This window comes from Pseudomonas hunanensis, assembly GCF_013393325.1.
In the GTDB taxonomy this organism is placed as follows: domain Bacteria; phylum Pseudomonadota; class Gammaproteobacteria; order Pseudomonadales; family Pseudomonadaceae; genus Aquipseudomonas; species Aquipseudomonas putida_P.
Map to the genome: position 1 here is coordinate 111,797 of NZ_QJRC01000065.1, position 24,451 is coordinate 136,247.

General features: G+C 61.6%; 21 protein-coding genes. 9 read left to right on the forward strand and 12 right to left on the reverse strand.

The genetic code is table 11. The features are described from left to right. Positions 1-13: 13 nt before the first annotated feature. On the reverse strand, positions 14-649 hold the full coding sequence (locus tag DM807_RS02525) for a Pr6Pr family membrane protein (protein ID WP_179027025.1): 636 nt from the start codon (positions 647-649) through the stop codon (positions 14-16). Between the two features lies 1 nt (position 650). Continuing rightward, positions 651-872, reverse strand: a complete 222-nt coding sequence (locus DM807_RS02530; protein WP_003252112.1) for a VF530 family protein — start codon at positions 870-872, stop codon at positions 651-653. Positions 873-1,036: 164 nt separating this feature from the next. Between DM807_RS02530 and DM807_RS02535 the strand changes: the two genes are divergently transcribed. The 5 genes from DM807_RS02535 (at position 1,037) to DM807_RS02555 (ending at position 10,208) form a co-directional block, all read left to right on the forward strand. Further along, positions 1,037-3,085 carry a TonB-dependent receptor gene (locus DM807_RS02535; protein ID WP_069942737.1) on the forward strand — a complete coding sequence of 683 codons (2,049 nt, stop codon included), beginning with the start codon at positions 1,037-1,039 and terminating at the stop codon, positions 3,083-3,085. 218 nt (positions 3,086-3,303) lie between these two features. Next, complete coding sequence (locus tag DM807_RS02540; protein ID WP_012273914.1) at positions 3,304-4,638, forward strand: carbohydrate porin; 1,335 nt, start codon at positions 3,304-3,306, stop codon at positions 4,636-4,638. A gap of 29 nt (positions 4,639-4,667) precedes the next feature. Continuing rightward, entirely contained in the window at positions 4,668-7,079 is a 2,412-nt protein-coding gene (locus tag DM807_RS02545) for a glucose/quinate/shikimate family membrane-bound PQQ-dependent dehydrogenase (RefSeq protein ID WP_069942736.1), read from the forward strand. 210 nt (positions 7,080-7,289) lie between these two features. Beyond that, positions 7,290-9,707, forward strand: coding sequence for an endopeptidase La (lon, locus tag DM807_RS02550; RefSeq protein WP_069942735.1), 2,418 nt, complete (start codon positions 7,290-7,292; stop codon positions 9,705-9,707). A gap of 108 nt (positions 9,708-9,815) precedes the next feature. Then, complete coding sequence (locus tag DM807_RS02555) at positions 9,816-10,208, forward strand: protease inhibitor I42 family protein (RefSeq protein ID WP_012273917.1); 393 nt, start codon at positions 9,816-9,818, stop codon at positions 10,206-10,208. A 6-nt stretch (positions 10,209-10,214) separates the two neighbouring features. Here DM807_RS02555 and DM807_RS02560 read toward each other — a convergent pair whose 3' ends face one another. Both DM807_RS02560 and DM807_RS02565 read right to left on the reverse strand, forming a co-directional pair. Continuing rightward, on the reverse strand, positions 10,215-11,150 hold the full coding sequence (locus DM807_RS02560; RefSeq protein WP_179027026.1) for an alpha-xenorhabdolysin family binary toxin subunit B: 936 nt from the start codon (positions 11,148-11,150) through the stop codon (positions 10,215-10,217). 1 nt (position 11,151) lies between these two features. After that, entirely contained in the window at positions 11,152-12,342 is a 1,191-nt protein-coding gene (locus DM807_RS02565) for an alpha-xenorhabdolysin family binary toxin subunit A (protein WP_060494203.1), read from the reverse strand. A 202-nt stretch (positions 12,343-12,544) separates the two neighbouring features. Here DM807_RS02565 and cmoA point away from each other — a divergent pair, with 202 nt between their 5' ends. Then, the gene (cmoA, locus tag DM807_RS02570; protein ID WP_041166579.1) at positions 12,545-13,288 is read left to right on the forward strand and encodes a carboxy-S-adenosyl-L-methionine synthase CmoA; all 744 of its coding nucleotides are present in this window, start codon (positions 12,545-12,547) and stop codon (positions 13,286-13,288) included. Continuing rightward, entirely contained in the window at positions 13,285-14,241 is a 957-nt protein-coding gene (gene cmoB, locus DM807_RS02575; protein ID WP_012273921.1) for a tRNA 5-methoxyuridine(34)/uridine 5-oxyacetic acid(34) synthase CmoB, read from the forward strand. Before cmoA ends, cmoB begins: the two co-directional genes overlap by 4 nt. 69 nt (positions 14,242-14,310) lie before the next feature. On the opposite strand, the gene DM807_RS02580 is transcribed toward cmoB, so the two are convergent. Further along, positions 14,311-14,514, reverse strand: coding sequence for a hypothetical protein (locus DM807_RS02580; RefSeq protein ID WP_003252072.1), 204 nt, complete (start codon positions 14,512-14,514; stop codon positions 14,311-14,313). A gap of 239 nt (positions 14,515-14,753) precedes the next feature. On the opposite strand from DM807_RS02580, the gene DM807_RS02585 reads away from it, so the two are divergent. Further along, entirely contained in the window at positions 14,754-15,428 is a 675-nt protein-coding gene (locus DM807_RS02585) for a heavy metal response regulator transcription factor (RefSeq protein ID WP_012273922.1), read from the forward strand. Further along, entirely contained in the window at positions 15,425-16,807 is a 1,383-nt protein-coding gene (locus DM807_RS02590) for a heavy metal sensor histidine kinase (protein WP_060494204.1), read from the forward strand. Before DM807_RS02585 ends, DM807_RS02590 begins: the two co-directional genes overlap by 4 nt. 46 nt (positions 16,808-16,853) lie before the next feature. On the opposite strand, the gene pdxJ is transcribed toward DM807_RS02590, so the two are convergent. The 7 genes from pdxJ to DM807_RS02625 form a co-directional block, all read right to left on the reverse strand. After that, positions 16,854-17,576 carry a pyridoxine 5'-phosphate synthase gene (gene pdxJ, locus DM807_RS02595; RefSeq protein ID WP_218580762.1) on the reverse strand — a complete coding sequence of 241 codons (723 nt, stop codon included), beginning with the start codon at positions 17,574-17,576 and terminating at the stop codon, positions 16,854-16,856. A gap of 61 nt (positions 17,577-17,637) precedes the next feature. After that, positions 17,638-18,321 carry a DNA repair protein RecO gene (gene recO / locus DM807_RS02600; RefSeq protein ID WP_179027027.1) on the reverse strand — a complete coding sequence of 228 codons (684 nt, stop codon included), beginning with the start codon at positions 18,319-18,321 and terminating at the stop codon, positions 17,638-17,640. 124 nt (positions 18,322-18,445) lie between these two features. After that, on the reverse strand, positions 18,446-19,348 hold the full coding sequence (gene era / locus DM807_RS02605) for a GTPase Era (RefSeq protein WP_012273926.1): 903 nt from the start codon (positions 19,346-19,348) through the stop codon (positions 18,446-18,448). After that, a complete protein-coding gene (gene rnc / locus DM807_RS02610) occupies positions 19,341-20,030 on the reverse strand; it encodes a ribonuclease III (RefSeq protein ID WP_012273927.1) in 690 nt (229 codons plus the stop codon). Before rnc ends, era begins: the two co-directional genes overlap by 8 nt. 163 nt (positions 20,031-20,193) lie before the next feature. Next, entirely contained in the window at positions 20,194-21,048 is an 855-nt protein-coding gene (gene lepB, locus DM807_RS02615) for a signal peptidase I (protein WP_012273928.1), read from the reverse strand. Between the two features lie 5 nt (positions 21,049-21,053). Continuing rightward, the gene (lepA, locus tag DM807_RS02620; protein WP_041166580.1) at positions 21,054-22,853 is read right to left on the reverse strand and encodes a translation elongation factor 4; all 1,800 of its coding nucleotides are present in this window, start codon (positions 22,851-22,853) and stop codon (positions 21,054-21,056) included. A 181-nt stretch (positions 22,854-23,034) separates the two neighbouring features. Further along, complete coding sequence (locus DM807_RS02625; protein WP_370739325.1) at positions 23,035-24,435, reverse strand: DegQ family serine endoprotease; 1,401 nt, start codon at positions 24,433-24,435, stop codon at positions 23,035-23,037. Positions 24,436-24,451 lie beyond the last annotated feature (16 nt).

Genomic DNA, 24,451 nt, shown 5'->3' on the forward strand with positions numbered 1-24,451 from the left:
AGGCCAGCACAGGCTAAGCAAATTTGCGCAACCCACGCCACCGATCCACCCCCAGCAATACCAGCCCGATTCCCCAGAACCCCACCAGCACCCCCAGGGCATTGAGCATCACCTGCCCATACCCAAGGCTCGCCACATCGATGAACGGGTAGGCATACACGCCAATCTCGCTTCCACGCCACAACGCATAGCCGAAATAAACCGTCGGGTACACCGCCCACAGTGCCAGGTGCCCTAGCCGCAGCCTGCCCTTGGGCACCTCGCGCCACCAGTACAAGGCATACAGCACCGGCATCACGTCGTGCAGCAACTCGTCCGCCAGCCATTGCCAGCCCTGCGGTTGCCACAAGTGGCGCAGCAACACGCTGTAGGCCAGCGCCACCAGCACGATGCTGGTGGCCACTGCGGAGCTCACCGAGGGTGACAGGAAAAACCGCTTGCCACGGCCTTCGTGGCCGAACGCCGCATAGCTGAGCACCGTTGCCACCAACGTGTTGGTCAGCACGGTGAAGTAGCCGAACACATTGATCAGGCCGCCAATCAGGCTGGCCTGTTCTTGCCAGCGCGCCAACAGTACCAGGTACACCTGCACGGCCAGACCGAACCAGCCCAGCACCGCCATGCCGGCCAGCCAAGGACGACGCAGCATGTCAGGCCTGACGCTGCAGCTTCACATACAGCTGCTCGACCTTTTCCCGCGCCCACGGTGTCTTGCGCAGAAAGGTCAGGCTCGACTTGATGGTCGGGTTGCTCTTGAAGCAGCGCACATCAATGCGCTCGGCCAGGCCCTGCCATTGGTAGTGCGCCACCAGCTCGGTGAGGATCTGTTCGAGGGTCTTGCCGTGCAGCGCGTTATGTTGGGCCGTGCTCATGCTGTGCTCCGTAGGAAAGATGCGCACCTTACACGAGTGTAGTGGTGGGTGGGATCCGTCGAGTCGACAGAAAAAATGCTGGCCAGGGGCAAAACCACTGTGCTGAAATAGTTATGTTATGTTGTAACACTAATAAAGCATCTGCCAAGGAACGCCCCATCCCCATGCTGTACTCACCGCTTCGCCTCTCCCCCCTTGCCGTCGCGCTCTGGCTGGCTGCGCCGCCCAGCCAGGCCGTGGAACTCGAACCCCAGGTCATCACCGCCAACCCGTTGGGCAACCGCCAGCTGGCCGCCCCCAGCACCGTGCTCGAAGGCGAAAACCTGCTGCAACAACAGCACGGCAGCCTCGGTGAAACCCTGAACAAGCAGCCCGGTGTCGCCTCTACCTGGTTCGGCCCTGGCGCCAGCCGCCCGGTGATCCGCGGCCTGGACGGCGACCGCATTCGCATCCTGCGCAATGGCGTCGGTGCCCTGGATGCCTCATCGCTGTCCTATGACCACGCTGTACCGCTGGACCCGGTCACCGTTGACCGCGTCGAGATCGTCCGCGGCCCCGCCGCCTTGCTCTACGGCGGCAACGCCATTGGCGGGGTAGTCAACACGTTCGACAACCGCATCCCGGATTCGCCGATCGAAGGCATCCACGGTGCCGGTGAGCTGCGCTATGGCGGCGCCGATACTACCCGCAGCAGCGCCGGCAAGCTGGAGGCCGGCAACGGTGCCTTCGCCCTGCATCTGGACGCCAACAGCCGCCAGTTCAATGACCTGCGTATTCCCGGCTACGCCCGCAGTGCCAAGGTGCGCGATGCCGATGAGCCGGGCAGCAAGCACCGCCTGGAAAACAGCGACGGCCGCCAGGACGGTGGCGCGGTAGGCGGTGCCTATCACTGGGACCACGGTTACGCCGGCCTGTCGTACAGCCGTTACGACAGCAACTACGGCTCGGTGGCCGAACCCGGTGTGCGCCTGGACATGCAGCAGGACCACTACGCCTTCGCCTCCGAGCTGCGCGACCTTGACGGCCCGTTCAGCTCGGTCAAGGTCGATGCCGGCTACACCGACTACGAACACAGCGAAATCGAAGAAGGCGAAGTCCACACCACCTTCAAGAACAAAGGCTACGAAGCGCGCATCGAAGCCCGCCACCAACCACTCGGGCCGGTGGAGGGTGTTGTGGGTGCTCAGGTCAGCCGCAACGAGTTCTCCGCCCTGGGCGAGGAGGCCTTCGTCCCGCACACCAATACCGACAGCCTGGCGCTGTTCATGCTCGAGCAGTGGCAGGCCACGGAACGCCTGAACCTGAGCCTGGGCGCACGCATGGAGCACACCCGGGTCGACCCGGACGCCAAAGGTAACGAAAACTTCGTCGACGCCGACAGTGCCAGCAGCTTCAACGCGTTCAGCCTGTCTTCGGGGGCGGTGTACCAGCTCGACCCGATCTGGTCGCTGGCCGCCAACCTCGGCTACACCGAGCGCGCGCCGACCTTCTACGAGCTGTACGCCAATGGTGCGCACGTGGCCACCGGCGCCTTTGAAGTCGGCGATGCCAGCTTGAACAAGGAAAAGGCCATTTCCGCTGACCTGGCGCTGCGCTTCGACAATGGCACCCATAAAGGCAGTGTCGGGGTGTTCTATAGCCACTTTCGCAACTACATCGGCCTGATCGGCACCGGCAACACCCGCGAGGGCGGGCATGACCACGACCACGACGAGGATGACCACGACCACGATCATGGCCATGAGGGCTTCCCGGAATACCAGTACCAAGGCGTGCGGGCACGCTTCTACGGCATCGAGGCCCAGGACCGCTGGCAACTGGTCGAGAACCGTTACGGCAGCTTCGCCCTGGAGTTGTCCGGTGACTACACCCGGGCCAAGAACCTCGACAGTGGCGAGCCGCTGCCCCGTATCGCCCCACTGCGCCTGAACAGCGGCCTGGTCTGGGAGCTCGACCGCTGGCAAGCGCGGGTAGATGTGCAACATGCAGCATCGCAACATCGCAAGCCGGCCAACGAAACCAGCACCGAGGGCTACACCACACTGGGGGCCAGCGTTGGCTACCGCTTCGAAGTTGGCCAGAGCCAGTGGCTGGCATTTGTACGCGGTGAAAACCTGACCGACCAGACCGTGCGCTACGCCAGCTCGATCCTGCGCGATATCGCGCCGGCGCCGGGGCGGAGTGTGGAGGTCGGGTTGCGTACCACCTTCTGAAATCATGGGGCTGCGCTGCAGCCCTTTTTTCAAGACTGTTACCCAATGGGCAACAATCAACTGCGACAAATTGTCTTTTTTTCTTACAACTTCCGCTATATCCTCCCCACCTGAAGCTGAATCGCTTCACCGAAACCATCTTGTCGCCATATCCATTGAAGGCCTGGCCCTTCGATGCGCTTGCCGTTTTTTCAATAATCAAAAGATAGCGCTATCTCATGTTTCAACTGCCCAAAACCTGTTACATCGGCCTTGCCCTTGGCGCCTTGGCGACACCCGCCAGCGCCAGCGAAATGTTCGCCAGCGACTCCCCGTGGATGCTCGGAGACTGGGGCGGCACCCGTAGCCAATTACTGGAACAAGGCTACGACTTTACCCTCGGCTATACCGGCGAGATGGGCAGCAACCTGCACGGCGGTTACGACCACGACCGTACCGCGCGCTACAGCGACCAGTTCACCTTTGGCAGCCACCTGGACCTGGAAAAGATCCTCGGCTGGCACGCCACCGAATTCCAGCTGACCGTCACCGAACGCCACGGCGACAACATCAGCAACGACCGCATCAACGACCCGCGCGTTGGCGGTTTCACCTCGGCCCAGGAAGTCTGGGGCCGCGGTGAAACCTGGCGGCTGACGCAGATGTGGATCAAGCAGAAGTACTTCGATGGCGCGCTGGATGTGAAATTCGGCCGCTTCGGTGAAGGCGAGGACTTCAACAGCTTCCCTTGCGACTTCCAGAACCTGGCCTTCTGCGGCTCGCAGGTGGGCAACTGGGTGGGTGGCATCTGGTACAACTGGCCAGTCAGCCAGTGGGCCCTGCGCGTGCGCTACAACCTCACCCCTGAGCTGTACGCTCAGGTCGGCGTATTCGAGCAAAACCCCTCCAACCTCGAATCGGGCAATGGCTTCAAGCTCAGCGGCAGCGGCACCCAGGGCGCGGTAATGCCGGTCGAACTGGTATGGAGCCCGCGTATCCAAGGCCTGAAAGGGGAATATCGCGCCGGCTACTACTACAGTAATGCCAAGGCACAAGATGTTCTCAAGGACAGCAACGGTCAGCCGGCAGCCCTCAGCGGCGCCGCCTACCGCAGCAGCTCGAGCAAGCACGGCTTGTGGCTCGGCGCCCAGCAGCAGGTGACCTCGCTGGCGTCCGACCAGTCGCGTGGGCTGAGCCTGTTCGCCAACGCCACGGTGCACGACAAGAAGACCAATGCCATCGACAACTATGTACAGACAGGGCTGGTATACAAAGGGCCCTTCGACGCCCGCGCCAAGGACGACATCGGTTTCGCCCTGGCCCGTGTGCACGTCAACCCTGCCTACCGCAAGAACGCCCGCCTGGCCAACCAGGCTGCCGGCCTCGACGACTACGACAACCCCGGCTTCCTGCCCGTGCAGGACACCGAATACAGCGCCGAGCTGTATTACGGCATCCATTTGGCCGACTGGCTCACGGTACGCCCCAACCTGCAGTACATCCGCCACCCGGGCGGGGTGTCGCAGGTCGATGGCGCCCTGATCGGCGGCCTGAAGATCCAAAGCAGTTTCTAACCCTTTCTTGACCTGACGGAGAACCTACGATGAGCACTGAAGGTGCCAACCAAGGAAGCCGCTGGCTACCGCGCCTGATGGGCGCGCTGCTGTTGCTGATGGGCCTGGCCCTGCTGGCTGGCGGTATCAAGCTGAGCCAGCTGGGCGGATCGCTGTACTACCTGATCGCCGGTATCGGTTTTGCCCTCTCGGGCATCCTGCTGCTGGCCCAGCGCCGCATCGCCCTGGGCCTGTATGGCCTGGTGCTGTTGGGCAGCACCGTGTGGGCCCTGCTCGAGGTAGGCCTGGACTGGTGGCAACTGGTACCGCGCCTGGCTATCTGGTTCGCCATCGGCGTGGTGCTGCTGCTGCCGTGGGCACGTCGCCCGCTGATCGGCCCAGCCAGCAAAGCCAATACAGCACTGCTCAGCGTGGCAGTGGTCGCTTCGGGCGCTTGCGCGCTGGGCAGCCAGTTCACCCACCCCGGTGAAGTGTTCGGCGAACTGGGCCGCGAAAGCAGCGAAATGGCCAGCGCCGCCCCGGCGATGCCCGACGGCGAATGGCAGGCCTATGGCCGCACCGAACATGGCGACCGCTACTCGCCACTGCGCCAGATCACCCCGCAGAACGCCTACCGCCTGGAAGAAGCCTGGCGTATTCGCACCGGCGACCTGCCGACCGAAAACGACCCGGTGGAGCTGACCAACCAGAACACCCCGCTGAAGGTCAACGGCATGCTCTACGCCTGCACCGCGCACAGCCGCCTGCTGGCCCTGGACCCGGACACCGGCGCGGAAATCTGGCGCTACGACCCACAGGTCAAGAGCCCGACCGGCACGTTCAAGGGCTTTGCCCACATGACCTGCCGTGGTGTTTCGTACTATGACGAAAACCGCTACGTCAGTCGCGACGGCAGCCCTGTGCCGAAAATTACCGAGGCCGGCCAAGCCGTGGCCCAGGCCTGCCCGCGCCGCCTGTACCTGCCTACCGCGGATGCCCGCCTGATCGCCATCAACGCCGACAACGGCAAGGTCTGCGAAGGCTTCGCCAACCAGGGTGTGATCGATCTCACCACCGGCATCGGGCCGTTCACTGCCGGCGGCTATTACTCCACCTCGCCTGCCGCGGTCACCCGTGACCTGGTGATCATCGGTGGCCACGTCACCGACAACGAGTCGACCAACGAGCCGTCCGGGGTGATCCGCGCCTACGACGTGCACGATGGCCACCTGGTGTGGAACTGGGACAGCAACAACCCGGACGACACCAAGCCATTGGCTGCCGGCAAAATGTACAGCCGCAACTCGGCCAACATGTGGTCAATCGCCAGCGTCGACGAAGACCTTGGCATGATCTACCTGCCGCTGGGCAACCAGACCCCGGACCAGTGGGGCGCCAACCGCACTCCAGGTGCCGAGAAGTACAGCGCCGGCGTAGTCGCCCTTGACCTGACCACCGGCAAGGCGCGCTGGAACTACCAGTTCACCCATCACGACCTGTGGGACATGGACGTCGGCAGCCAGCCGACCCTGGTGCACCTGAAGACCGACGATGGCGTGAAACCGGCGATCATCGTACCGACCAAGCAAGGCAGCCTGTACGTGCTCGACCGCCGCGACGGTACGCCGATTGTGCCGATCCGCGAAATCCCTACCCCACAGGGTGCGGTGAAAGGCGACCACACCTCGCCGACTCAAGCCCGCTCCGACCTCAACCTGCTCGGCCCAGAGCTGACCGAACAGGCCATGTGGGGCGCTACGCCGTTCGACCAGATGCTGTGCCGCATCCAGTTCCGCGAACTGCGCTACGAAGGCCAGTACACCCCGCCATCCGAACAGGGTTCGCTGATTTATCCGGGCAACGTGGGTGTATTCAACTGGGGCAGCGTGTCGGTCGACCCGGTGCGCCAGCTGCTGTTCACCTCGCCCAACTACATGGCATTCGTGTCGAAGATGGTCCCCCGCGAGCAGGTAGCCGAAGGCAGCAAGCGCGAAAGCGAGACCAGCGGCGTGCAGCCCAATACCGGCGCGCCGTACGCGGTGACCATGCACCCGTTCATGTCGCCGCTGGGCGTACCGTGCCAGGCCCCGGCCTGGGGCTATGTCGCCGCCATCGACCTGTTCACCAACAAGGTGGTGTGGAAGCACAAGAACGGCACCACCCGCGACAGCACCCCGGTACCGATCGGCCTGCCGGTTGGCGTGCCGAGCATGGGCGGTTCGATCGTCACTGCCGGTGGCGTCGGCTTCCTCAGCGGCACCCTCGACCAGTACCTGCGTGCCTATGACGTGAACAACGGCAAGGAACTGTGGAGTGCCCGCCTGCCAGCGGGTGGCCAGGCCACTCCGATGAGCTACACCGGCAAGGATGGCAAGCAGTATGTGCTGGTGACCGCCGGCGGCCATGGCTCGCTGGGTACCAAAATGGGCGATTACATCATCGCTTACAAACTCGCTGAGTAAACCTTTGTTGCGGCAGTGAACGCACTGCCGCATTCGCGGGCAAGCCCGCTCCTACAGATACCGTGCTCTACCTGTGGGGGCGGGCTTGCCCGCGAAGAGGCCGGCACAGGCCAGCCAAGATGAAACCCCTCCCCCGCTGCCTTCGTCTACCATTGAAACCCATCCCCCCCCGCCCCATCTAAGCACCATAGTCATTTACGCAGGTGCCCCATGAGCGACCAGCAGGATTTCCCGGAACACCCCGACGAACACAGCGAAGTCGAACACACCACCCAGGCCGATACCAGCCACGCCCTCGCCCTGCCCGGCCAGCAACTGCCGGACAAGGTCTATGTGATCCCGATTCACAACCGCCCGTTCTTCCCGGCCCAGGTACTGCCGGTCATCGTCAACGAAGAACCCTGGGCCGAAACCCTCGACCTGGTCGCCAAGTCACCGGACCACTGCCTGGCGCTGTTCTTCATGGACACCCCGCCAGAAGACCACCGTCACTTCGACACCTCGGCGCTGCCGCAGTACGGCACGCTGGTCAAGGTGCACCATGCCAGCCGCGAAAACGGCAAGCTGCAGTTCGTCGCCCAGGGCCTGACGCGGGTACGCATCCGCACCTGGCTCAAGCACCATCGCCCGCCCTACCTGGTCGAAGTCGAATACCCACGCCAGCCCACCGAGCCGACCGACGAGGTCAAGGCCTACGGTATGGCACTGATCAATGCGATCAAAGAATTGCTACCGCTCAATCCGCTCTACAGCGAAGAGCTCAAGAACTACCTCAACCGCTTCAGCCCCAATGACCCCTCACCCCTCACCGACTTCGCCGCGGCACTGACCTCTGCCACTGGCAGCCAGCTGCAAGAAGTGCTCGACTGCGTGCCCATGCTCAAACGCATGGAAAAGGTCCTGCCGATGTTGCGCAAGGAAGTGGAAGTCGCACGCCTGCAGAACGAGATCTCGGCCGAGGTCAATCGGCAGATCGGCGAGCACCAGCGCGAATTCTTCCTCAAGGAACAGCTCAAGGTCATCCAGCAGGAGCTGGGCCTGACCAAGGACGACCGCAGCGCCGACCTCGAACAGTTCGAGCAACGCCTGGAGGGCAAGACACTGCCGGCCCAGGCGCGCAAGCGCATCGACGAAGAGATGGGCAAACTGGCCATCCTCGAAACCGGCTCGCCCGAATACGCCGTCACCCGCAACTACCTCGAGTGGGCCACCGCCCTGCCGTGGGGCGTGTACGGCAAGGACAAGCTCGACCTCAAGCATGCGCGTAAAGTGCTCGACCAGTACCACGCCGGCCTGGACGACATCAAGGAGCGCATCCTCGAGTTCCTCGCCGTGGGCGCCTGGAAAGGCGAAATCAGCGGCTCGATCGTGCTGCTGGTGGGCCCGCCCGGTGTGGGCAAGACCAGTATCGGCAAATCCATCGCCGAGTCGCTCGGGCGGCCGTTCTACCGTTTCAGCGTTGGCGGCATGCGTGACGAAGCCGAAATCAAGGGCCATCGCCGCACCTACATCGGCGCCCAGCCCGGCAAGCTGGTGCAGGCCCTGAAAGACGTCGAAGTGATGAACCCGGTGATCATGCTCGACGAGATCGACAAGATGGGCCAGAGCTACCAGGGCGACCCGGCTTCGGCATTGTTGGAAACCCTAGACCCGGAGCAGAACGTCGACTTCCTCGACCACTATCTCGACCTGCGCCTGGACCTGTCCAAGGTGCTGTTCGTGTGCACCGCCAACACCCTCGACTCGATCCCCGGGCCGTTGCTCGACCGCATGGAAGTGATCCGCCTGTCCGGCTACATCACCGAAGAAAAGCTGGCCATCGCCAAACGCCACCTGTGGCCCAAACAGCTGGAAAAGGCTGGCGTTTCCAAGACCAGCCTCAGCATCAATGACAGCGCCCTGCGCCTGGTGATCGACGGCTATGCCCGCGAGGCCGGCGTTCGCCAGTTGGAGAAGCAATTGGGCAAGCTGGTGCGCAAGGCCGTGGTCAAGCTGCTGGAAGCCCCCGAAACCAAGCTGAAGATTGGCACCAAGGACCTGGAGGCAGCACTGGGCAAACCGGTGTTCCGCAGCGAACAGGTACTGGCTGGCAAAGGCGTGATCACCGGCCTGGCCTGGACCAGCATGGGCGGCGCCACACTGCCGATCGAAGCGACCCGCATCCACACCCTCAACCGGGGCTTCAAGCTGACCGGCAAGCTGGGGGACGTGATGAAGGAGTCTGCCGAAATTGCCTACAGCTACGTCAGTTCCAACCTCAAGCAGTTTGGGGGTGACCCAAGCTTCTTCAACGAAGCGTTCATCCATTTGCACGTCCCCGAAGGTGCTACGCCCAAGGACGGCCCGAGTGCAGGCATCACCATGGCCAGTGCTTTGCTTTCACTAGCCCGCGACCAGTCTCCGAAAAAAGGTGTGGCCATGACCGGCGAGCTGACACTTACCGGCCAGGTGCTGCCAATTGGCGGTGTGCGCGAGAAGGTGATTGCGGCGCGGCGGCAGAAGATTTTCGAACTGATTCTTCCGGAGCCTAACCGCGGCGACTTCGAAGAACTGCCGGACTACCTGCGTGAAGGCCTGACAGTGCATTTCGCCAAGCGTTTCGCCGACGTAGCCAAAGTCCTGTTCTGACCTGCGCCGGCCTCATCGCGGCCAAGCCCGCGATGAGGCCGGCACTGACAACACAAAACCTATCGGTCATCGGTTATCCTCAGGGCATCGTCAGTCCCCGGAGCCAACATGACCGCCCCTCGTCTGCTCGTTCCCCTGAGCTTCGCCCTGCTTTCTGCCTGCGCACATCAACCTTCGCAGCCCGTCGATCTGGACGCGGAAAGCGAGTGCCCCAAGCGCCTGCAAGTCGGCCAGATCCTGACCCTGACCCTGCCCAGCAACCCCTCCACCGGCTACCGCTGGCGTGTTCAGGATGCAGCCTCAAGCGTGCTGCACAGCGTCGGCTCAGAGGTGTACAGTGCCCCGGAAGAAGAGGGTGTGGTCGGCAGCGCCGGTGTCTCCACCTGGCGCTTCCAAGCCAGCAACAGCGGGGATGCCCAACTGGTTCTGACCTACCAGCAGCCTTGGGCTGCTGATGTCGCCCCCGTGCAAACCTTCGACTGCAAGATTATCGTCCGCTAAGGGCGATCAACTGCGGTCATACATCAGTTGCACCGCTTTCAGGTATTCGCAGAGCTCTTTCAGCGCGACCGTGGCGGTGTCCAAGTCCATCGTCGCGCTGAGTTTTACGGCCCGAGCCTGCCACTCCAGCTCCACCTTGCGAAGCTCGTGCAGCCAGTCATTCTTCAGTGGTTCGACACCTGACAAAGCCTTGACCGCTTCCAACTCATCCCGCGCCGTTTGCAGGGGGCGCTGCACCTGCCGTTGGTCACCCAGTGCTTCCTCGATTTTTTTATCAAGGCGAGCACGGGCCTCGCCCAGATCGCTGAATGTCCTGGCCCCTTCCAGCGCATCAGCGTGGCTGGCAAGCTTTTGCGCCACCGCCTTGAACAAATTGGCGTCGAACTTAGGGTCTGTGATCAACCCCATTATCTGGTCAATTTCTTCATCACTTGGGATGACCCCCTTCAGTGCACTGGCAACCGAAGGTTTTTCGAACAACTCGATAGCCTGGACGATATCCGCCCGTTGTTGTCGCAGTTGTACCAACCGTTGTTCAAACAAAGCAGACTGGGCTTCAAGGGTGGCCGTTTTTTCTGCCAACGCCTCCAAAGAGTCGACCATCGCCGATAATGAAAAAAGTTCCAATCGCAGATTTTTCCCGACCAGCCGCGCCTGATACTGGCTCAGGCGGTCCAGAACACTGGCCAGCCGTTGGTGATTATCGGTTCCTCCCTTACCCGGAATGAAATCACGGTCCTCCAGTAACGTGATACCCCCTATCAAACTCTCCTTGAATGCACGCTCTACAGCCAGCAACAGCACACGCAATTCATCCAATTGCTCGCGTGCCCCTGGAAGCACGTTCATCTCCCACCTTTCCAGGCGCTGAAATATTTGGCCCTGTGCTTTATGCATTCGCACAAAATCAGGCATGACGTTTTCAATATTGGCAACATCCATGTCAAGCTTCCTCATATTCGTCAACCAGCTCATTGAACAGTTGGGACAGCGTGTGGCAGATATTTCCTATCTTGGCCCACGGTTTTATGACTTCGGAAAAATCATGCACGAAGGACTCGAGCTGGGTGATCGTACCCAGTTCCTTGGCTTCACTGACCGAGGTACTGGCATACGAGGCAAGGAACAACCAGACATCGGCCAAGCGCTTGGTCGCCGCCGACAGATCTTTGCATCTGAACTGCAAGTCCCTGACCAGCGTCGAAACGCGCTCGAAGTCTTTCAAGGCAGGCGCCACCATGGCCAACGCACGCGCCAGCTCATCGCGCTGTTCAATCAACGCATTCTTCGTGGCCCTGATGCGTTCCGCCTGGCTGCCGAAAACGCCCCCGGTGATAACCAGACCAATCGGCCCTAACACCATACCGGTGAACGCATAACCCACATTGGCATCGTACTCGGACTTCAATTGATCGATCTGCTCATCCCATTGATCGAGCTGCCTGCGTTTCTCCAGGGTTCCCTCAGGGGACACCTTCTCATCGAAGTGCTTCAGCAAGCGCCCCATGCGCGGTTTGAGCTCACGTTTTATTTCATTGTTGAACCAGTTGGCACGCGCATCGACATCATCGATTCGCCGCTGAGTGCTTTCGATTTCTCTGACCAGCTCAGTGATGCCAGGTGTGAGCAGGTTTGTGATCTGAGCTTGCTCTTCTTCACTGAACTCCTGCGTGTAGACATTACCCCCTTGCTCAGCCTTGCGCTTTTTGAGTGCTGCGAAAACCTCGCTATTTTCAAGGTTATCCAGCAAGTTACCGCCACGCTGCACCAGGCTTTCAGCAAACAATTCAATTTCAGGACCTAACTGCTTGATACTGCGCTCCAGTATGTCCCATTCATAGACATGCCGGTGCAACGCAACATAAAGGTCATTGACCATCGTCACATCAACCCCTAGAGCACCGTAGTCGACCTCCCGTTCAATCTCTGCCTGCGTACGGGGTAGCTGATTGACGACATTGACGTATTTCTTGATAGCTTTAAGGTTCTCGGCCGTCAGTAAACTTCCGATTTGCTGACTGTTGCCCATCCGATTTCCAAGAAATGAAAAGTAGCGCTCCGGCAGCATTTTCACCTTGGCCATGGGGTCAAGTTCATCTACGGGCAGTGCTTCCCACCCAGTCGTCACATTCATAGTTCAATCCATAAGACCAATAAATTAATTGCACTCAAAGCTTCCACTTGAACCGTACTCAATTCATTAAGCGCTGTAACTTAACGCTGTGGGAAAGTTCTTTAACCTCGGCATGAACCTTCCGTCCCTGAGCATTACCATGGCAAGATGCGTGGCCATTGGGATAAAATGCGCCCCCGTTTCACCCTGTATCGAGCCCGCCGTGAGCAAACAACCCGACCGCCTTTTCGCCCAACCCCTGGAGCAGGTGCCCGACTTCGTGTTCAACGAAGACGTGGTGCGCGTGTTCCCGGATATGATCAAGCGCTCGGTGCCCGGTTACCCCACCATCGTCGAGAACCTCGGCGTGCTGGCCGCACGATTCGCCCAGCCAAACACCGCGTTGTACGACTTGGGTGCTTCACTGGGTGCCGTCACCCAGTCGCTGCGTCGCCATGTACGCAGCGATGGCTGCAGGGTGATCGCGGTGGACAACTCCGCCGCCATGGTCGAGCGCTGCCGCCAGTACCTCACCGCCCAGGACTCGATGTTCCAGGAGTTGCTACCGGTGCAAGTGCTGGAAGCCGATATCCTTGCCCTGCCCTTCGAGCCCGCCTCGGTGGTGGCAATGAACTTCACCCTGCAGTTCATCGCCCCCGACCAACGCCTGGAACTGCTCGGGCGTATCCGCCAGGCGCTGCTGCCGGGTGGCGCACTGATCCTTTCGGAGAAACTGCGCTTCGCTGATGAGCAAGAGCAGGATCTGCTCAATGAACTGCACCTGGACTTCAAGCGGGCCAATGGCTACAGCGAACTGGAAATTGCCCAGAAGCGCAGCGCCATTGAAAACGTGATGAGGCCCGATACGCTCGAAGCCCATCAGGAGCGCCTGCGCGCTGCCGGCTTCTCGAAAGTGGTGCCCTGGTTCCAATGCCTTAACTTCGCCTCGTTGATAGCCCTGCCATGATCGATCTGTCCCCTCTCGTCCGCCGTCTGGCGGGTACGCCCCTGGCTTCCTGGTCGCAAGGCCTGCAAGCGCAACTGGAAGCCAAGCTGGAAAAGGGCCACGGTGACCTCGACCGCTGGCGCGGTGCACTCCAAGCCCTGCCCACCCTGCAACCCAGCGAAATAGACCTGGTCAACGGGCTACGCCTGGACTGCGACTGCGACGACGCCACCCGCGCGCAGATGCGCCAGGCACTGATGGGCCTGTCGCCTTGGCGCAAAGGGCCGTTCGACCTGTTTGGCGTGCATGTGGACACCGAGTGGCATTCGGACTGGAAATGGTCGCGGGTAAGCCCGCACCTGAACCTCAAGGGCAAGCGCGTGCTCGACGTTGGCTGTGGCAATGGCTACTACCAGTGGCGCATGCTCGGTGCCGGTGCCGACATGGTGATTGGCGTCGACCCCAACTGGCTGTTCTTCTGCCAGTTCCAGGCCGTGCAACAGTACCTGCCGGAGCTGCCAGCCTGGCACCTGCCGTTCGCCCTGGAGGACCTGCCCGCCAACCTGGAAGGTTTCGACACGGTATTTTCCATGGGTGTGTTCTACCACCGCCGCTCGCCCATCGAGCACCTGCTGGCGCTCAAGGACTGCCTGGTCAAAGGTGGCGAGCTGGTGCTGGAAACCCTGGTGATCGAAGGCGACGAAAACCAGGTGCTGGTGCCAGAGGACCGTTACGCACAGATGCGCAACGTCTGGTACCTGCCGTCGGTACCGGCCCTGGCCCGCTGGTTGCGCCGTGCCGGCTTCAGCGATGTACGCTGCGTCGACGTGAGTGTCACCAGCGTCGAGGAGCAGCGCAGCACCGAGTGGATGCGCTACCAGTCGCTGGGCGACTTCCTCGACCCGAACGACCATAGCAAAACCCTCGAAGGCCTACCGGCCCCACGCCGCGCCACCCTGCTGGCGCGCAAATAAAAAAGGCGCCCGTCTGGGCGCCTGAATACACCTGCGGCGAGGAGCTGTCGCAGCGCAGGTTTTGTTACCTCAGTCCTTGGCCACCTCACGGGCCTTCTCTTGCGCCTTGCGTTCGCGCTCCGCAACAGCCTGTTGCTTGTCACCGTGCAAGCGCTGCTGGTCTTCGCGGAAGGCTTGCCAGAACTGCTTCGAGCGCTCCGCACCGCCCTCGGCATAGACACTGGCGCTGCCCAGGGCAAGGGTGGCCAACAGCAGGTATTTGGTCAGGTTCATCGTGGTTGCCTCGTGATAACCGATCAGACACGGCCATCCTAGCGAGGGCTAGCTAACGACAAGGTGAGGCGGGGATTACAGTCCTGCAATGTGGCCCTGGCAGGCAGCCAGATTACGCCAGGATTACAAATCGGTTATCTGCGCCGCAGCGCCATTTGCATGCCGTAACATCCTGCAGCTTGACCCTGATGTCACTACAGGGTCGAGAATCGCCCCCCTTTCATCACACCGAGCAACCCATGCGCCTACTGATCATCGAGGACGAGCTGCGAACCGCCGACTATTTGCAACAAGGCCTGCGCGAGAACGGCTATGTGGTCGACTGCGCCCACACTGGCACCGATGGCCTGCACCTGGCCCGTCAACAGCCCTATGAGCTGGTCATTCTCGACGTCAACCTGCCTGAACTCGATGGCTGGACCGTGCTGCAACGCCTGCGCGCCGAGTCGGCAACGCGCATCATGATGCTTACCGCCCACGGCCGCCTGGCCGACCGGGTCAAAGGCCTGGACCTGGGCGCCGACGACTACCTGCTCAAACCCTTCGAGTTTCCTGAGCTGTTGGCGCGCATCCGCAGCCTGCTGCGCCGCAACGACCAGCAACTGCAGCCCAGCACCCTGCGGGTCGCCGACCTGGAACTGGACCCCGGCCGCCACCGCGCTTACCGCGCCGGACAGCGCATCGACCTGACCGCCAAGGAGTTCGCCCTGCTGCACCTGCTGATGCGCCAGACAGGCGAAGTGCTGTCGCGCACGCAGATCATTTCGCTGGTGTGGGACATGAACTTCGACTGCGACACCAACGTGGTCGAGGTCTCGATCCGGCGCCTGCGGGCCAAGATCGACGACCCGTTCGATAACAAGCTGATTCACACCCTGCGTGGCGTGGGCTATGTACTTGAGGCGCGCTTTTGAGAAACCCCAGCCTGTCACTGCGCCTGGGCCTGAGCGTGACACTGATGGGCGCCGCCCTGGTAATGCTGCTGGCCTGCCTGGCCGTGTTCGCCTTGGATCACGAACTGGACAGCCGCGCGCGCAAGGATCTGGCGCGCAAGATGTTGCAGGTCGAGCACAACCTGCGCGTCGACCTGCGCAGCGAAGACCTGGGCACCCGCGCCCATCCACTGCTCGACCTGGTGATGGGGCATGACAACCTGAGCCTCAGCGTGCTGGCGCTGGACGGCCGCCACCCGCACCTGCTCAGCCTCGGCCCAGCCCTGGAAGCGCGAGTCGGCGAACTGCACACCGATGCCCGCCTGGCCTTTCACGAATGGCGCGACAGCAGCGGCAACCAGATGCTCACCGTTACCCGGCAGATGCGCTTGCGCGACAACACGCCGGTCAAGGTGATGATGTCGCTCAACCGCGCCGACGACAACGCCCTGCTGCAGGCCTACCTGCACTCCACCTTGCTGGCTTTGCCGCTGCTGTTGGTCCTGATTGGTGCGGGTGCCTGGTGGCTGATGCAACGTGGCTTGAAGCCGTTGCGGCACTTCCGGCGCATTGCCGGGCAGGTGTCCGCCCAAGACTTGCAACACCGCCTGCCCTCTACCGGCTTGCCGCAAGAGCTGGCGGAACTGGCCAGCAGCATTAACGTGATGCTCGACCGCCTGGATCAGGGTGTCAGCCAGCTGTCGCAGTTCTCTGACGATTTGGCCCATGAACTGCGTACGCCGTTGAGCAACCTGATGGGCAAGACGCAGGTGACACTGGCCCGTGAGCGGGACAATGCGAACTATCGGGAAGTGCTGGAAGACAGCATCGAAGAGCTGACCCGGCTCAACCGCATCATCAACGACATGCTGTTTCTCGCCCAGGCCAACCAGCCGCAAGCACAAGTCGCGTTAAAACCCTTGGCGCTGGCTGACGAGACAGCGCGGGTTGTCGAGCTGTTTACTTTCAGTGCCGAGCTGAAGGCAGTTGAGCTACGCGTTCAGGGCTGGGGGACTGCACAGGGTGACCGGCTGATGTTCCAGCGAGCACTGTCAAACCTGTTGAGCAATGCCATTCGGCACAGCCCGGAAGGTGAGCCCGTCGAACTGCGTATCGAGCGTGCGGGCAACGAAGTACGGCTAGCGGTGGAGAACCGAGGGCCTGGTATTGCTGCAGAGCACCAGTCACGCTTGTTCGAACGGTTCTACCGGGTGGGCGCGGGGCGTTCGCGGTTGGAGGGTGGGACCGGTTTAGGGCTGGCAATCGTCAAATCGATCATGCAGTTGCATGGCGGTCGGGTCGAAGTGAGCAGCAGCCCCTTGGGGCCTACCCGCTTTACCCTGGTGTTTCCTGGCGAATGATCAGCTGCCTGTACCTGCGACAAAGCCGGTACAGGCAACCAACAAATCAGCGCGAAGCCGCTACGATCAGGGCTTTCATCTCCGCCACAGCAGCTTTGAAGCCAACGAACAAGGCATGTGCCACCAGCGCATGGCCGATGTTCAGTTCATTGATGCCTTTGATTGCCGCCACTGCCTCGACGTTGTGGTAATGCAACCCATGGCCAGCATTGACGATCAGCCCCTGCCCCACACCAAACGCCACACCATCGACGATACGCTTGAGTTCTTCAGCCACTTCGGTTGGGGTTTGGGCATCGGCATAACGCCCGGTGTGCAGCTCGATCGCCGGCGCGCCAACCCGACGCGAGGCCTCGATCTGCCGCTCATCGGCATCGATGAACAGCGACACCTCGGCACCGGTACGCGCCAGGCGCTCCACGGCAGCCTTGATCCGAGCTTCCTGTCCTGCCACGTCCAGGCCACCTTCGGTGGTCAGCTCCTGACGGGTTTCGGGTACCAGGCAGATGTGTGCCGGGCGAATCTTCTCGGCAAACGCCATCATCTCTTCGGTAACGCCCATCTCGAAGTTCATGCGCGTCTGCAGCACATCCTTGAGCACCACCACATCCCGCTCCTGGATGTGCCGGCGGTCTTCGCGCAGGTGCACAGTGATGCCATCGGCGCCCGCTTCCTCGGCGTCCAGGGCAGCCTTGACCGGGTCAGGGTAACGCGTGCCACGGGCCTGGCGCAGGGTCGCCACGTGGTCGATGTTTACGCCAAGAAGCATGCGGTTGCTGTGAGTCACGAAAGGCTCTCCTGAAGATTGAGCCCCACAGCATACGTCGTGATCAGCGCTTGCGAAACAATTCCCGGCTGACCAGCGGTTTTGCCCCCAGGTGAACCGCCAGTGCCTGGCGCATCAGGCGCTTGGCAGCCAGCAAGGCACCTGGGGCCTCCCAGTTGGCTTCGGCCAAAGCCAGCAGTTCGGTACCACGGAACAAGCCGGGTTGTGCCAACTCGACCCGCTCGAAGCCGGCATCCACGCGCAAACGGTACAGGCCGTCGGCAGCGACAGGTTGGTCACTAACGTCCTGTTGCAAGGAAAACGCATAACCGAGCTCGTCCAGCAGCCGCCATTCGAAAGAGCGCAGCAGCGGCTCCAGCGGGCGCCCGGCGCCCAAGGCCTGCAAGGTCAAGGTGTAGTGCTCGAAAAGGGTCGGGAACGGCGCCTCGGCGGGCAGCAGGCGCATCAGCAATTCGTTGAGGTACAACCCGCTGAACAGGGCATCGCCGTGCAGCCAGGCGGCGGTACCAGCGCTGTCCATACGCCCGACATTCTTCAGCTCACCACGCCCACGCAGCTCCACCTCCAGCGGCACGAACGGCCGCACCAGGCTGCCCCCTTTGCTGCGCGCGCGGCGCAACACGGCGCGCACGCGGCCCTGGGGGGTGAAGAAGTCCACCAGCGCGCTGGTTTCCTTGTAGGCTCGGCTGTGCAGCACATAGGCTGGCTGGGGGGTGGGTTGGTCCATGCACTATCTCTGGGGGGCCAGATGTAATTGTGGGAGCGGGCTTGCCCGCGAAAGCGCCAGTGAGTCCACTATCGCATTCGCGGGCAGGCCCGCTCCCACAGGACGACCCGTGCGCTGAGGTAACTTACAGGTCGCCGTAGCCCAGAGAACGCAGGGCGCGCTCGTCGTCGGACCAGCCGCCTTTCACCTTGACCCACAGGTTGAGCATGACCTTGGAGTCGAACAGCACCTCCATGTCCTTGCGCGCCTCAGAGCCGATACGCTTGATACGCTCGCCCTTGTCGCCAATGATAATTTTCTTCTGGCCGTCGCGTTCAACCAGGATCAGCGCGTGAATGTGCAGCACATGGCCCTGCTGCTTGAACTCCTCGATCTCCACGGTGATCTGGTAAGGCAGCTCCGCACCCAACTGGCGCATGATTTTCTCGCGCACCAGCTCGGCAGCCAGGAAGCGGCTGCTGCGGTCGGTGATCTGGTCCTCCGGGAAGAAGTGATCGTTCTCGGGGAGGTGCTTGGCGATCTGTGCTTCCAGCGCGTCGAGGTTGTGCCCCTGCTGCGCGGAAATCGGCATGACTTCGGCGTTCGGCAGTTGCTCCTGCAGCCATTGCAGGTGCGGGATCAACTCGGCCTTCTCTTCCATGCGGTCGGTCTTGTTGACCGCAATGATCAACGGGCCGGTCACGTACTGCACACGTTCCAGCACCAGTTGATCTTCGTCGGTCCACTTGGTGCGGTCGACCACGAAGATCACCACGTCGACGTCCTTCAGGGCCGCCGAGGCGTTGCGGTTCATGTAGCGGTTCAAGGCCTTGTCGTTGGCCTTGTGCATACCAGGGGTATCAACGTAGATCGCCTGTACATCACCCTCGGTCTTGATGCCGAGCATGTTGTGGCGGGTGGTCTGCGGCTTGCGCGAAGTGATCGCGAGCTTCTGGCCCAGGATGTGGTTGAGCAGGGTCGACTTGCCCACGTTGGGGCGGCCGACAATGGCCACGTAGCCGCAGCGAGTCGGGTTGTTATCAGTCATTGCCATTCTCCACGCCCAGGGCGATCAGTGCAGACGCGGCGGCGACTTGCTCGGCGATACGCCGGCTAACGCCCTGACCACGGCTCTTGTTGTTCAGCAGTACCACTTCGCATTCGACGAAGAAGGTGCGGCAGTGCGGTTCACCCTGGATATCCACTACTTCGTAACGCGGCAGCTCACAGCTGCGCGACTGCAGGAACTCTTGCAGACGGGTTTTCGGGTCCTTGTTGGTGTCGACCAGGGTCAGGCCCTCGAACTCGTCGGCCAGCCAGGCCAGGACGCGTTCCCGGGCAGTGTCCATGTCAGCGTCCAGGTAGATGGCACCAATCAGTGCCTCCAGGGCGTCGGCCAGGATCGACTCGCGACGGAAACCGCCACTTTTGAGCTCACCCGAACCCAGGCGCAGGTATTCGCCCAGGTCGAAACCACGGGCCAGGCGGGCCAGGGTCTCGCCCTTGACCAAGCGCGCGCGCAGGCGCGAAAGCTGGCCTTCGCGGGCCTGCGGGAAGCGCTCGAACAGCGCTTCGCCGGCGACGAAGTTGAGAATGGCATCGCCGAGAAATTCCAGGCGCTCATTGTTGCGCCCGGCGTAACTGCGATGGGTCAGCGCCAGGAGCATCTGGTCCTGGTTCTTGAAGGTGTAACCGAGCTTTCGCTCCAGACGGGCAAGGGAAGCAGTCATGCGGCCACCCGTTGGTTGTTCAACGCGTTGTTCAAATCAACATCCTGAAAGACTGTTTGGCTGTGGTGCGCCGCGCGATGTGCGGCGAATCTCCCGATCCCTGAGAACACAGCCTATGTCAGAAATGCATTCGGCGCTGTCTGCTGGACAGCGCCGATGGGTATCAATGGATCAGACCGACCCGCGACAGGTTGGGCAGATGGCTGAGTTTGGGCTCTGGCCAGCTCATCCACACCGCGAAGGCCTTGCCGACAATGTTCCTGTCCGGAACCATGCCGTGCAGTTCCTTGGGAATGTTCGGGTCATCCCAGAAACGGCTGTCGTTGGAGTTGTCGCGGTTGTCGCCCATCATGAAGTAATGGCCTGCCGGCACGGTCCACTGCTGGTCCGGCGGCATGCGATAACGGCTCATCTCCTTGCGGATCAGGTGTTCGGCCTCGCCGAGCTTTTCCTTGTACAGCTGCGCGCTACCCAAGGTGCCCGGTTCGCTGCCCACCAGTTGTTCGGCAATCGGCTGGCCGTTGACGAACAACCGCTTGTCGTTGGTGTAGCGGACCACGTCGCCCGGCAGGCCTACTACACGCTTGATGTAGTTGACGTTCGGGTCGCTCGGGTAACGGAACACCATCACATCACCGCGTTGCGGATCACCGACCTCGATGACCTTCTTGTCGATCACCGGCAGACGAATGCCGTACGAGAACTTGTTCACCAGGATGAAGTCGCCCACTTCCAGCGTCGGTTTCATCGAACCCGACGGGATCTGGAACGGCTCGACCAGGAACGAACGCAGCACCAGCACGATGAACAGCACCGGGAAGAACGACTTGCCGTACTCGACCAGCAACGGCTCCTTGTTCAGGCGTTCGACCACCGCCATCTCGGGCTGGCTGACGCTGCCCTGATAGTTGGCGATTGCCGCACGCCGGCGCGGGGCCAGGAACAGCAGGTCGATCAAGCCCAGCAGACCGCAGACGAAGACGGCGATGACTAGCAACAGCGGGAAATTTAGCGACATAGGACCTAGCTATCCAACCTGAGCACGGCGAGGAAGGCTTCTTGTGGAATCTCCACGTTGCCCACCTGTTTCATGCGTTTCTTACCGGCCTTCTGCTTCTCCAGCAGTTTCTTCTTACGGCTGACGTCACCACCGTAGCACTTGGCCAGTACGTTCTTTCTGAGCGCCTTGACGGTTGTCCGCGCAATGATCTGGCCGCCAATGGCTGCCTGGATCGCCACGTCGAACATCTGCCGAGGGATCAGTTCCTTCATCTTCTCGGTCAACGCTCGGCCTTTGTAGGCCGCGTTGTCACGGTGCACGATCAATGCCAAGGCATCGACCTTGTCGCCGTTGATCAGTACGTCCAGCTTGACCAGGTTGGCCGACTGGTAGCGATCGAAATGATAGTCCAGCGAAGCATAGCCGCGGCTGGTGGACTTGAGACGGTCGAAGAAGTCGAGCACCACTTCGTTCATCGGCATGTCGTAACGCACCTGCACCTGGCTGCCGAGGAACTGCATGTCGCGCTGAACGCCACGCTTCTCGATGCACAGGGTGATGACGTTGCCCAGGTGCTCCTGCGGCACCAGGATGGTCGCCGTGACGATCGGCTCGCGGAAGTCGGTGACGGACGAGACATCCGGCAGCTTCGACGGGTTGTCGACGACGATGGTTTCGCCGGTCTTGAGCTCGAGCTCGTAGATCACGCTCGGCGCCGTGGTGATCAGGTCCAGGTCGTATTCGCGCTCCAGGCGCTCCTGGATGATCTCCATGTGCAGCATGCCCAGGAAGCCGCAACGGAAGCCGAAGCCCAGTGCGTCGGAGCTTTCCGGCATGTACTGCAAGGACGAGTCGTTCAGGGTCAGCTTCTGCAGTGCATCGCGGAAGTCCTCGAAGTCGTCGGAGCTGACCGGGAACAGGCCGGCATAAACCTGTGGCTGGATTTTCTTGAAACCAGCCAGCACTTCGACCTCAGGGGTCGACGACAGGGTCAGGGTGTCACCCACCGGCGCACCATGAATGTCCTTGATGCTGGCGATGATGAAGCCCACTTCACCGGCTTTCAGATCTGCGGTCTGGGTGTGTTTCGGGGTGAATACACCGACGCTGTCGACCAGGTGCACCTTGCCGGTGGACTTGACCAGAATCTTGTCGCCTTTCTTTACACGGCCATGGCGCACGCGCACCAGCGAGACCACGCCCAGGTAGTTGTCGAACCAGGAGTCGATGATCAGCGCTTGCAGCGGTGCATCGATTTCACCTTCCGGCGCTGGGATGGTGTGCACCAGGCGCTCGAGCACCTCGTCCACGCCCATGCCGCTCTTGGCGCTGCAGGCCACGGCGTCGGTAGCGTCGATACCGATGATCTTCTCGATCTCGTCCTTGACGCGGTCCGGGTCGGCCTGGGGCAGGTCCATCTTGTTCAGGACCGGCATGACTTCCAGGCCCTGCTCGATGGCGGTGTAGCAGTTGGCCACGGACTGGGCTTCAACGCCCTGGCCAGCATCGACCACCAGCAGTGCACCTTCACAGGCCGCCAGCGAGCGCGAGACTTCGTAGGTGAAGTCGACGTGACCGGGGGTGTCGATGAAGTTCAGCTGGTAGGTTTTGCCGTCTTGCGCCTTGTAGTGAAGCGTGACGCTGTGGGCCTTGATGGTGATACCGCGCTCACGCTCCAGGTCCATGGAATCGAGCACCTGGGCTTCCATTTCGCGTGCCGACAGGCCACCGCACATCTGGATGAAACGGTCGGCCAGCGTCGACTTGCCATGGTCGATGTGGGCGATGATGGAGAAATTGCGGATATGACTCAAATCACTCACAGGTCAACACTCGAAAAGGCTGCGAGCCGGACGCCCGCCGAAAAATAGCCGGGAATTGTACCTTAAGCTGCTGGGATATGGGAGATTCCTCTGTCCGACTGTACACAGCAATCACCCCCGCAATTGTGAAGATTCATGAAAAAGGGCAGCCGAAGCTGCCCTTTTCGCCTTGCGAAACCGCTTATTCAGCAAGTTTGAAGGTGATGAAGCTGGCGCGCCCCTGACGCAGGACGCGCATCGATACCGAACGGTTCTTCGGCAGCTCCTTGGCGATTTCGGTGAATTCCTTGGCCGAACCGATGGCCTGGTTGTTCAGGTGGCTGATGACATCACCCGGGCGCAGGCCAATCATGGCTGCGGGGCCATCCTGCACTTCCTTGATGACCACGCCTCCCTTGAGCTCCAGGGATTTCTTCTGCTCGGCGGTCAGGTCGGCCACCGATACGCCCAGGCGGTTGCTGCTGCGCTCGGCGCTGCCTTCGGCGCCAGTGCCAATGTCGGCATCGTCGTCCGGCAGTGCGCCCACGCTGATGTCCAGGTTCTGACGCTTGCCGTTGCGGATGATTTCCAGCTTGGCCTTCTCGCCATCCTTGAGGCCGCCAACCAGGTGCGGCAGGTCGGCCGACATGACGATAGGCTGGCCGTTCATGCTGAGGATCACGTCACCCACCTGCAGGCCGCCCTTGGCAGCCGGGCCGTTTTCCAATACCTGGGCCACCAGGGCACCCGCAGGCTTGTCCAGGCCGAAGGATTCAGCCAGGTCCTTGTTGACCTCCTGAATCACTACACCCAGCCAGCCACGGCTGACCTTGCCGTCTTTTTTCAACTGGTTGGAGACATCGATCGCCACATCGATCGGGATGGCGAACGACAAGCCCATGAAACCGCCAGAACGGGTGAAGATCTGCGAGTTGATACCCACCACTTCGCCCTTCATGTTGAACAGCGGACCACCGGAGTTACCCGGGTTGATGGCCACGTCGGTTTGGATGAACGGTACGTAGGTGTCATTGGGCAGGGTCCGGCCCTTGGCGCTGACGATACCTTTGGTCACCGAATGGTCGAAGCCGAACGGCGAACCGATGGCCAGTACCCACTCACCCACCTTGAGCTTCTCGGAATCACCCAGCTTCACGATCGGCAGGTTCTTGCCCTCGACCTTCAGCAGGGCCACGTCGGTACGCGGGTCGGTGCCGACCAATTTGGCCTGCAGCTCGCTGCGGTCCGACAGGCGGACGATGATCTCGTCGGCGTCGGCGACCACGTGGTTGTTGGTGAGCACGTAGCCATCACTGGAAATGATGAAGCCCGAGCCCAGCGACTGCGCCTCGCGCTGGCGGTCACCGCGTGGCGAGCGCGGCTGCTGCGGCATGTTGCGTTCGAAGAACTCGCGGAACATCGGCGGCAGGCCTTCCAGGTCCGGCATCTGCCCTGCAGCGATGCGGCGATCCGGCAGCTTCTGCTTGGTACTAATGTTGACCACCGCCGGCGAGGCCTGCTCGACCAGGGTGGTGAAGTCCGGCAGGGCTTCCTCGGCCTGGGCGGTGAGCACCTGGCCGAGCATGAGCACGGCGGCGAACATCGTTAGGTAGGATTTC

Bases quoted from the DNA above. Each gene is read 5' to 3' on its own strand.
- era (WP_012273926.1), bottom strand. From the start codon at position 19,348: ATGACTGATAACAACCCGACTCGCTGCGGCTACGTGGCCATTGTCGGC.
- rnc (WP_012273927.1), bottom strand. From the start codon at position 20,030: ATGACTGCTTCCCTTGCCCGTCTGGAGCGAAAGCTCGGTTACACCTTC.
- DM807_RS02555 (WP_012273917.1), top strand. From the start codon at position 9,816: ATGACCGCCCCTCGTCTGCTCGTTCCCCTGAGCTTCGCCCTGCTTTCT.
- pdxJ (WP_218580762.1), bottom strand. From the start codon at position 17,576: ATGCTTCTTGGCGTAAACATCGACCACGTGGCGACCCTGCGCCAGGCC.
- recO (WP_179027027.1), bottom strand. From the start codon at position 18,321: ATGGACCAACCCACCCCCCAGCCAGCCTATGTGCTGCACAGCCGAGCC.
- DM807_RS02530 (WP_003252112.1), bottom strand. From the start codon at position 872: ATGAGCACGGCCCAACATAACGCGCTGCACGGCAAGACCCTCGAACAG.
- DM807_RS02565 (WP_060494203.1), bottom strand. From the start codon at position 12,342: ATGAATGTGACGACTGGGTGGGAAGCACTGCCCGTAGATGAACTTGAC.
- DM807_RS02540 (WP_012273914.1), top strand. From the start codon at position 3,304: ATGTTTCAACTGCCCAAAACCTGTTACATCGGCCTTGCCCTTGGCGCC.
- DM807_RS02545 (WP_069942736.1), top strand. From the start codon at position 4,668: ATGAGCACTGAAGGTGCCAACCAAGGAAGCCGCTGGCTACCGCGCCTG.
- DM807_RS02560 (WP_179027026.1), bottom strand. From the start codon at position 11,150: ATGGATGTTGCCAATATTGAAAACGTCATGCCTGATTTTGTGCGAATG.
- DM807_RS02585 (WP_012273922.1), top strand. From the start codon at position 14,754: ATGCGCCTACTGATCATCGAGGACGAGCTGCGAACCGCCGACTATTTG.
- cmoB (WP_012273921.1), top strand. From the start codon at position 13,285: ATGATCGATCTGTCCCCTCTCGTCCGCCGTCTGGCGGGTACGCCCCTG.
- lepB (WP_012273928.1), bottom strand. From the start codon at position 21,048: ATGTCGCTAAATTTCCCGCTGTTGCTAGTCATCGCCGTCTTCGTCTGC.
- DM807_RS02580 (WP_003252072.1), bottom strand. From the start codon at position 14,514: ATGAACCTGACCAAATACCTGCTGTTGGCCACCCTTGCCCTGGGCAGC.
- DM807_RS02535 (WP_069942737.1), top strand. From the start codon at position 1,037: ATGCTGTACTCACCGCTTCGCCTCTCCCCCCTTGCCGTCGCGCTCTGG.
- DM807_RS02525 (WP_179027025.1), bottom strand. From the start codon at position 649: ATGCTGCGTCGTCCTTGGCTGGCCGGCATGGCGGTGCTGGGCTGGTTC.
- DM807_RS02625 (WP_370739325.1), bottom strand. From the start codon at position 24,435: ATGTTCGCCGCCGTGCTCATGCTCGGCCAGGTGCTCACCGCCCAGGCC.
- lon (WP_069942735.1), top strand. From the start codon at position 7,290: ATGAGCGACCAGCAGGATTTCCCGGAACACCCCGACGAACACAGCGAA.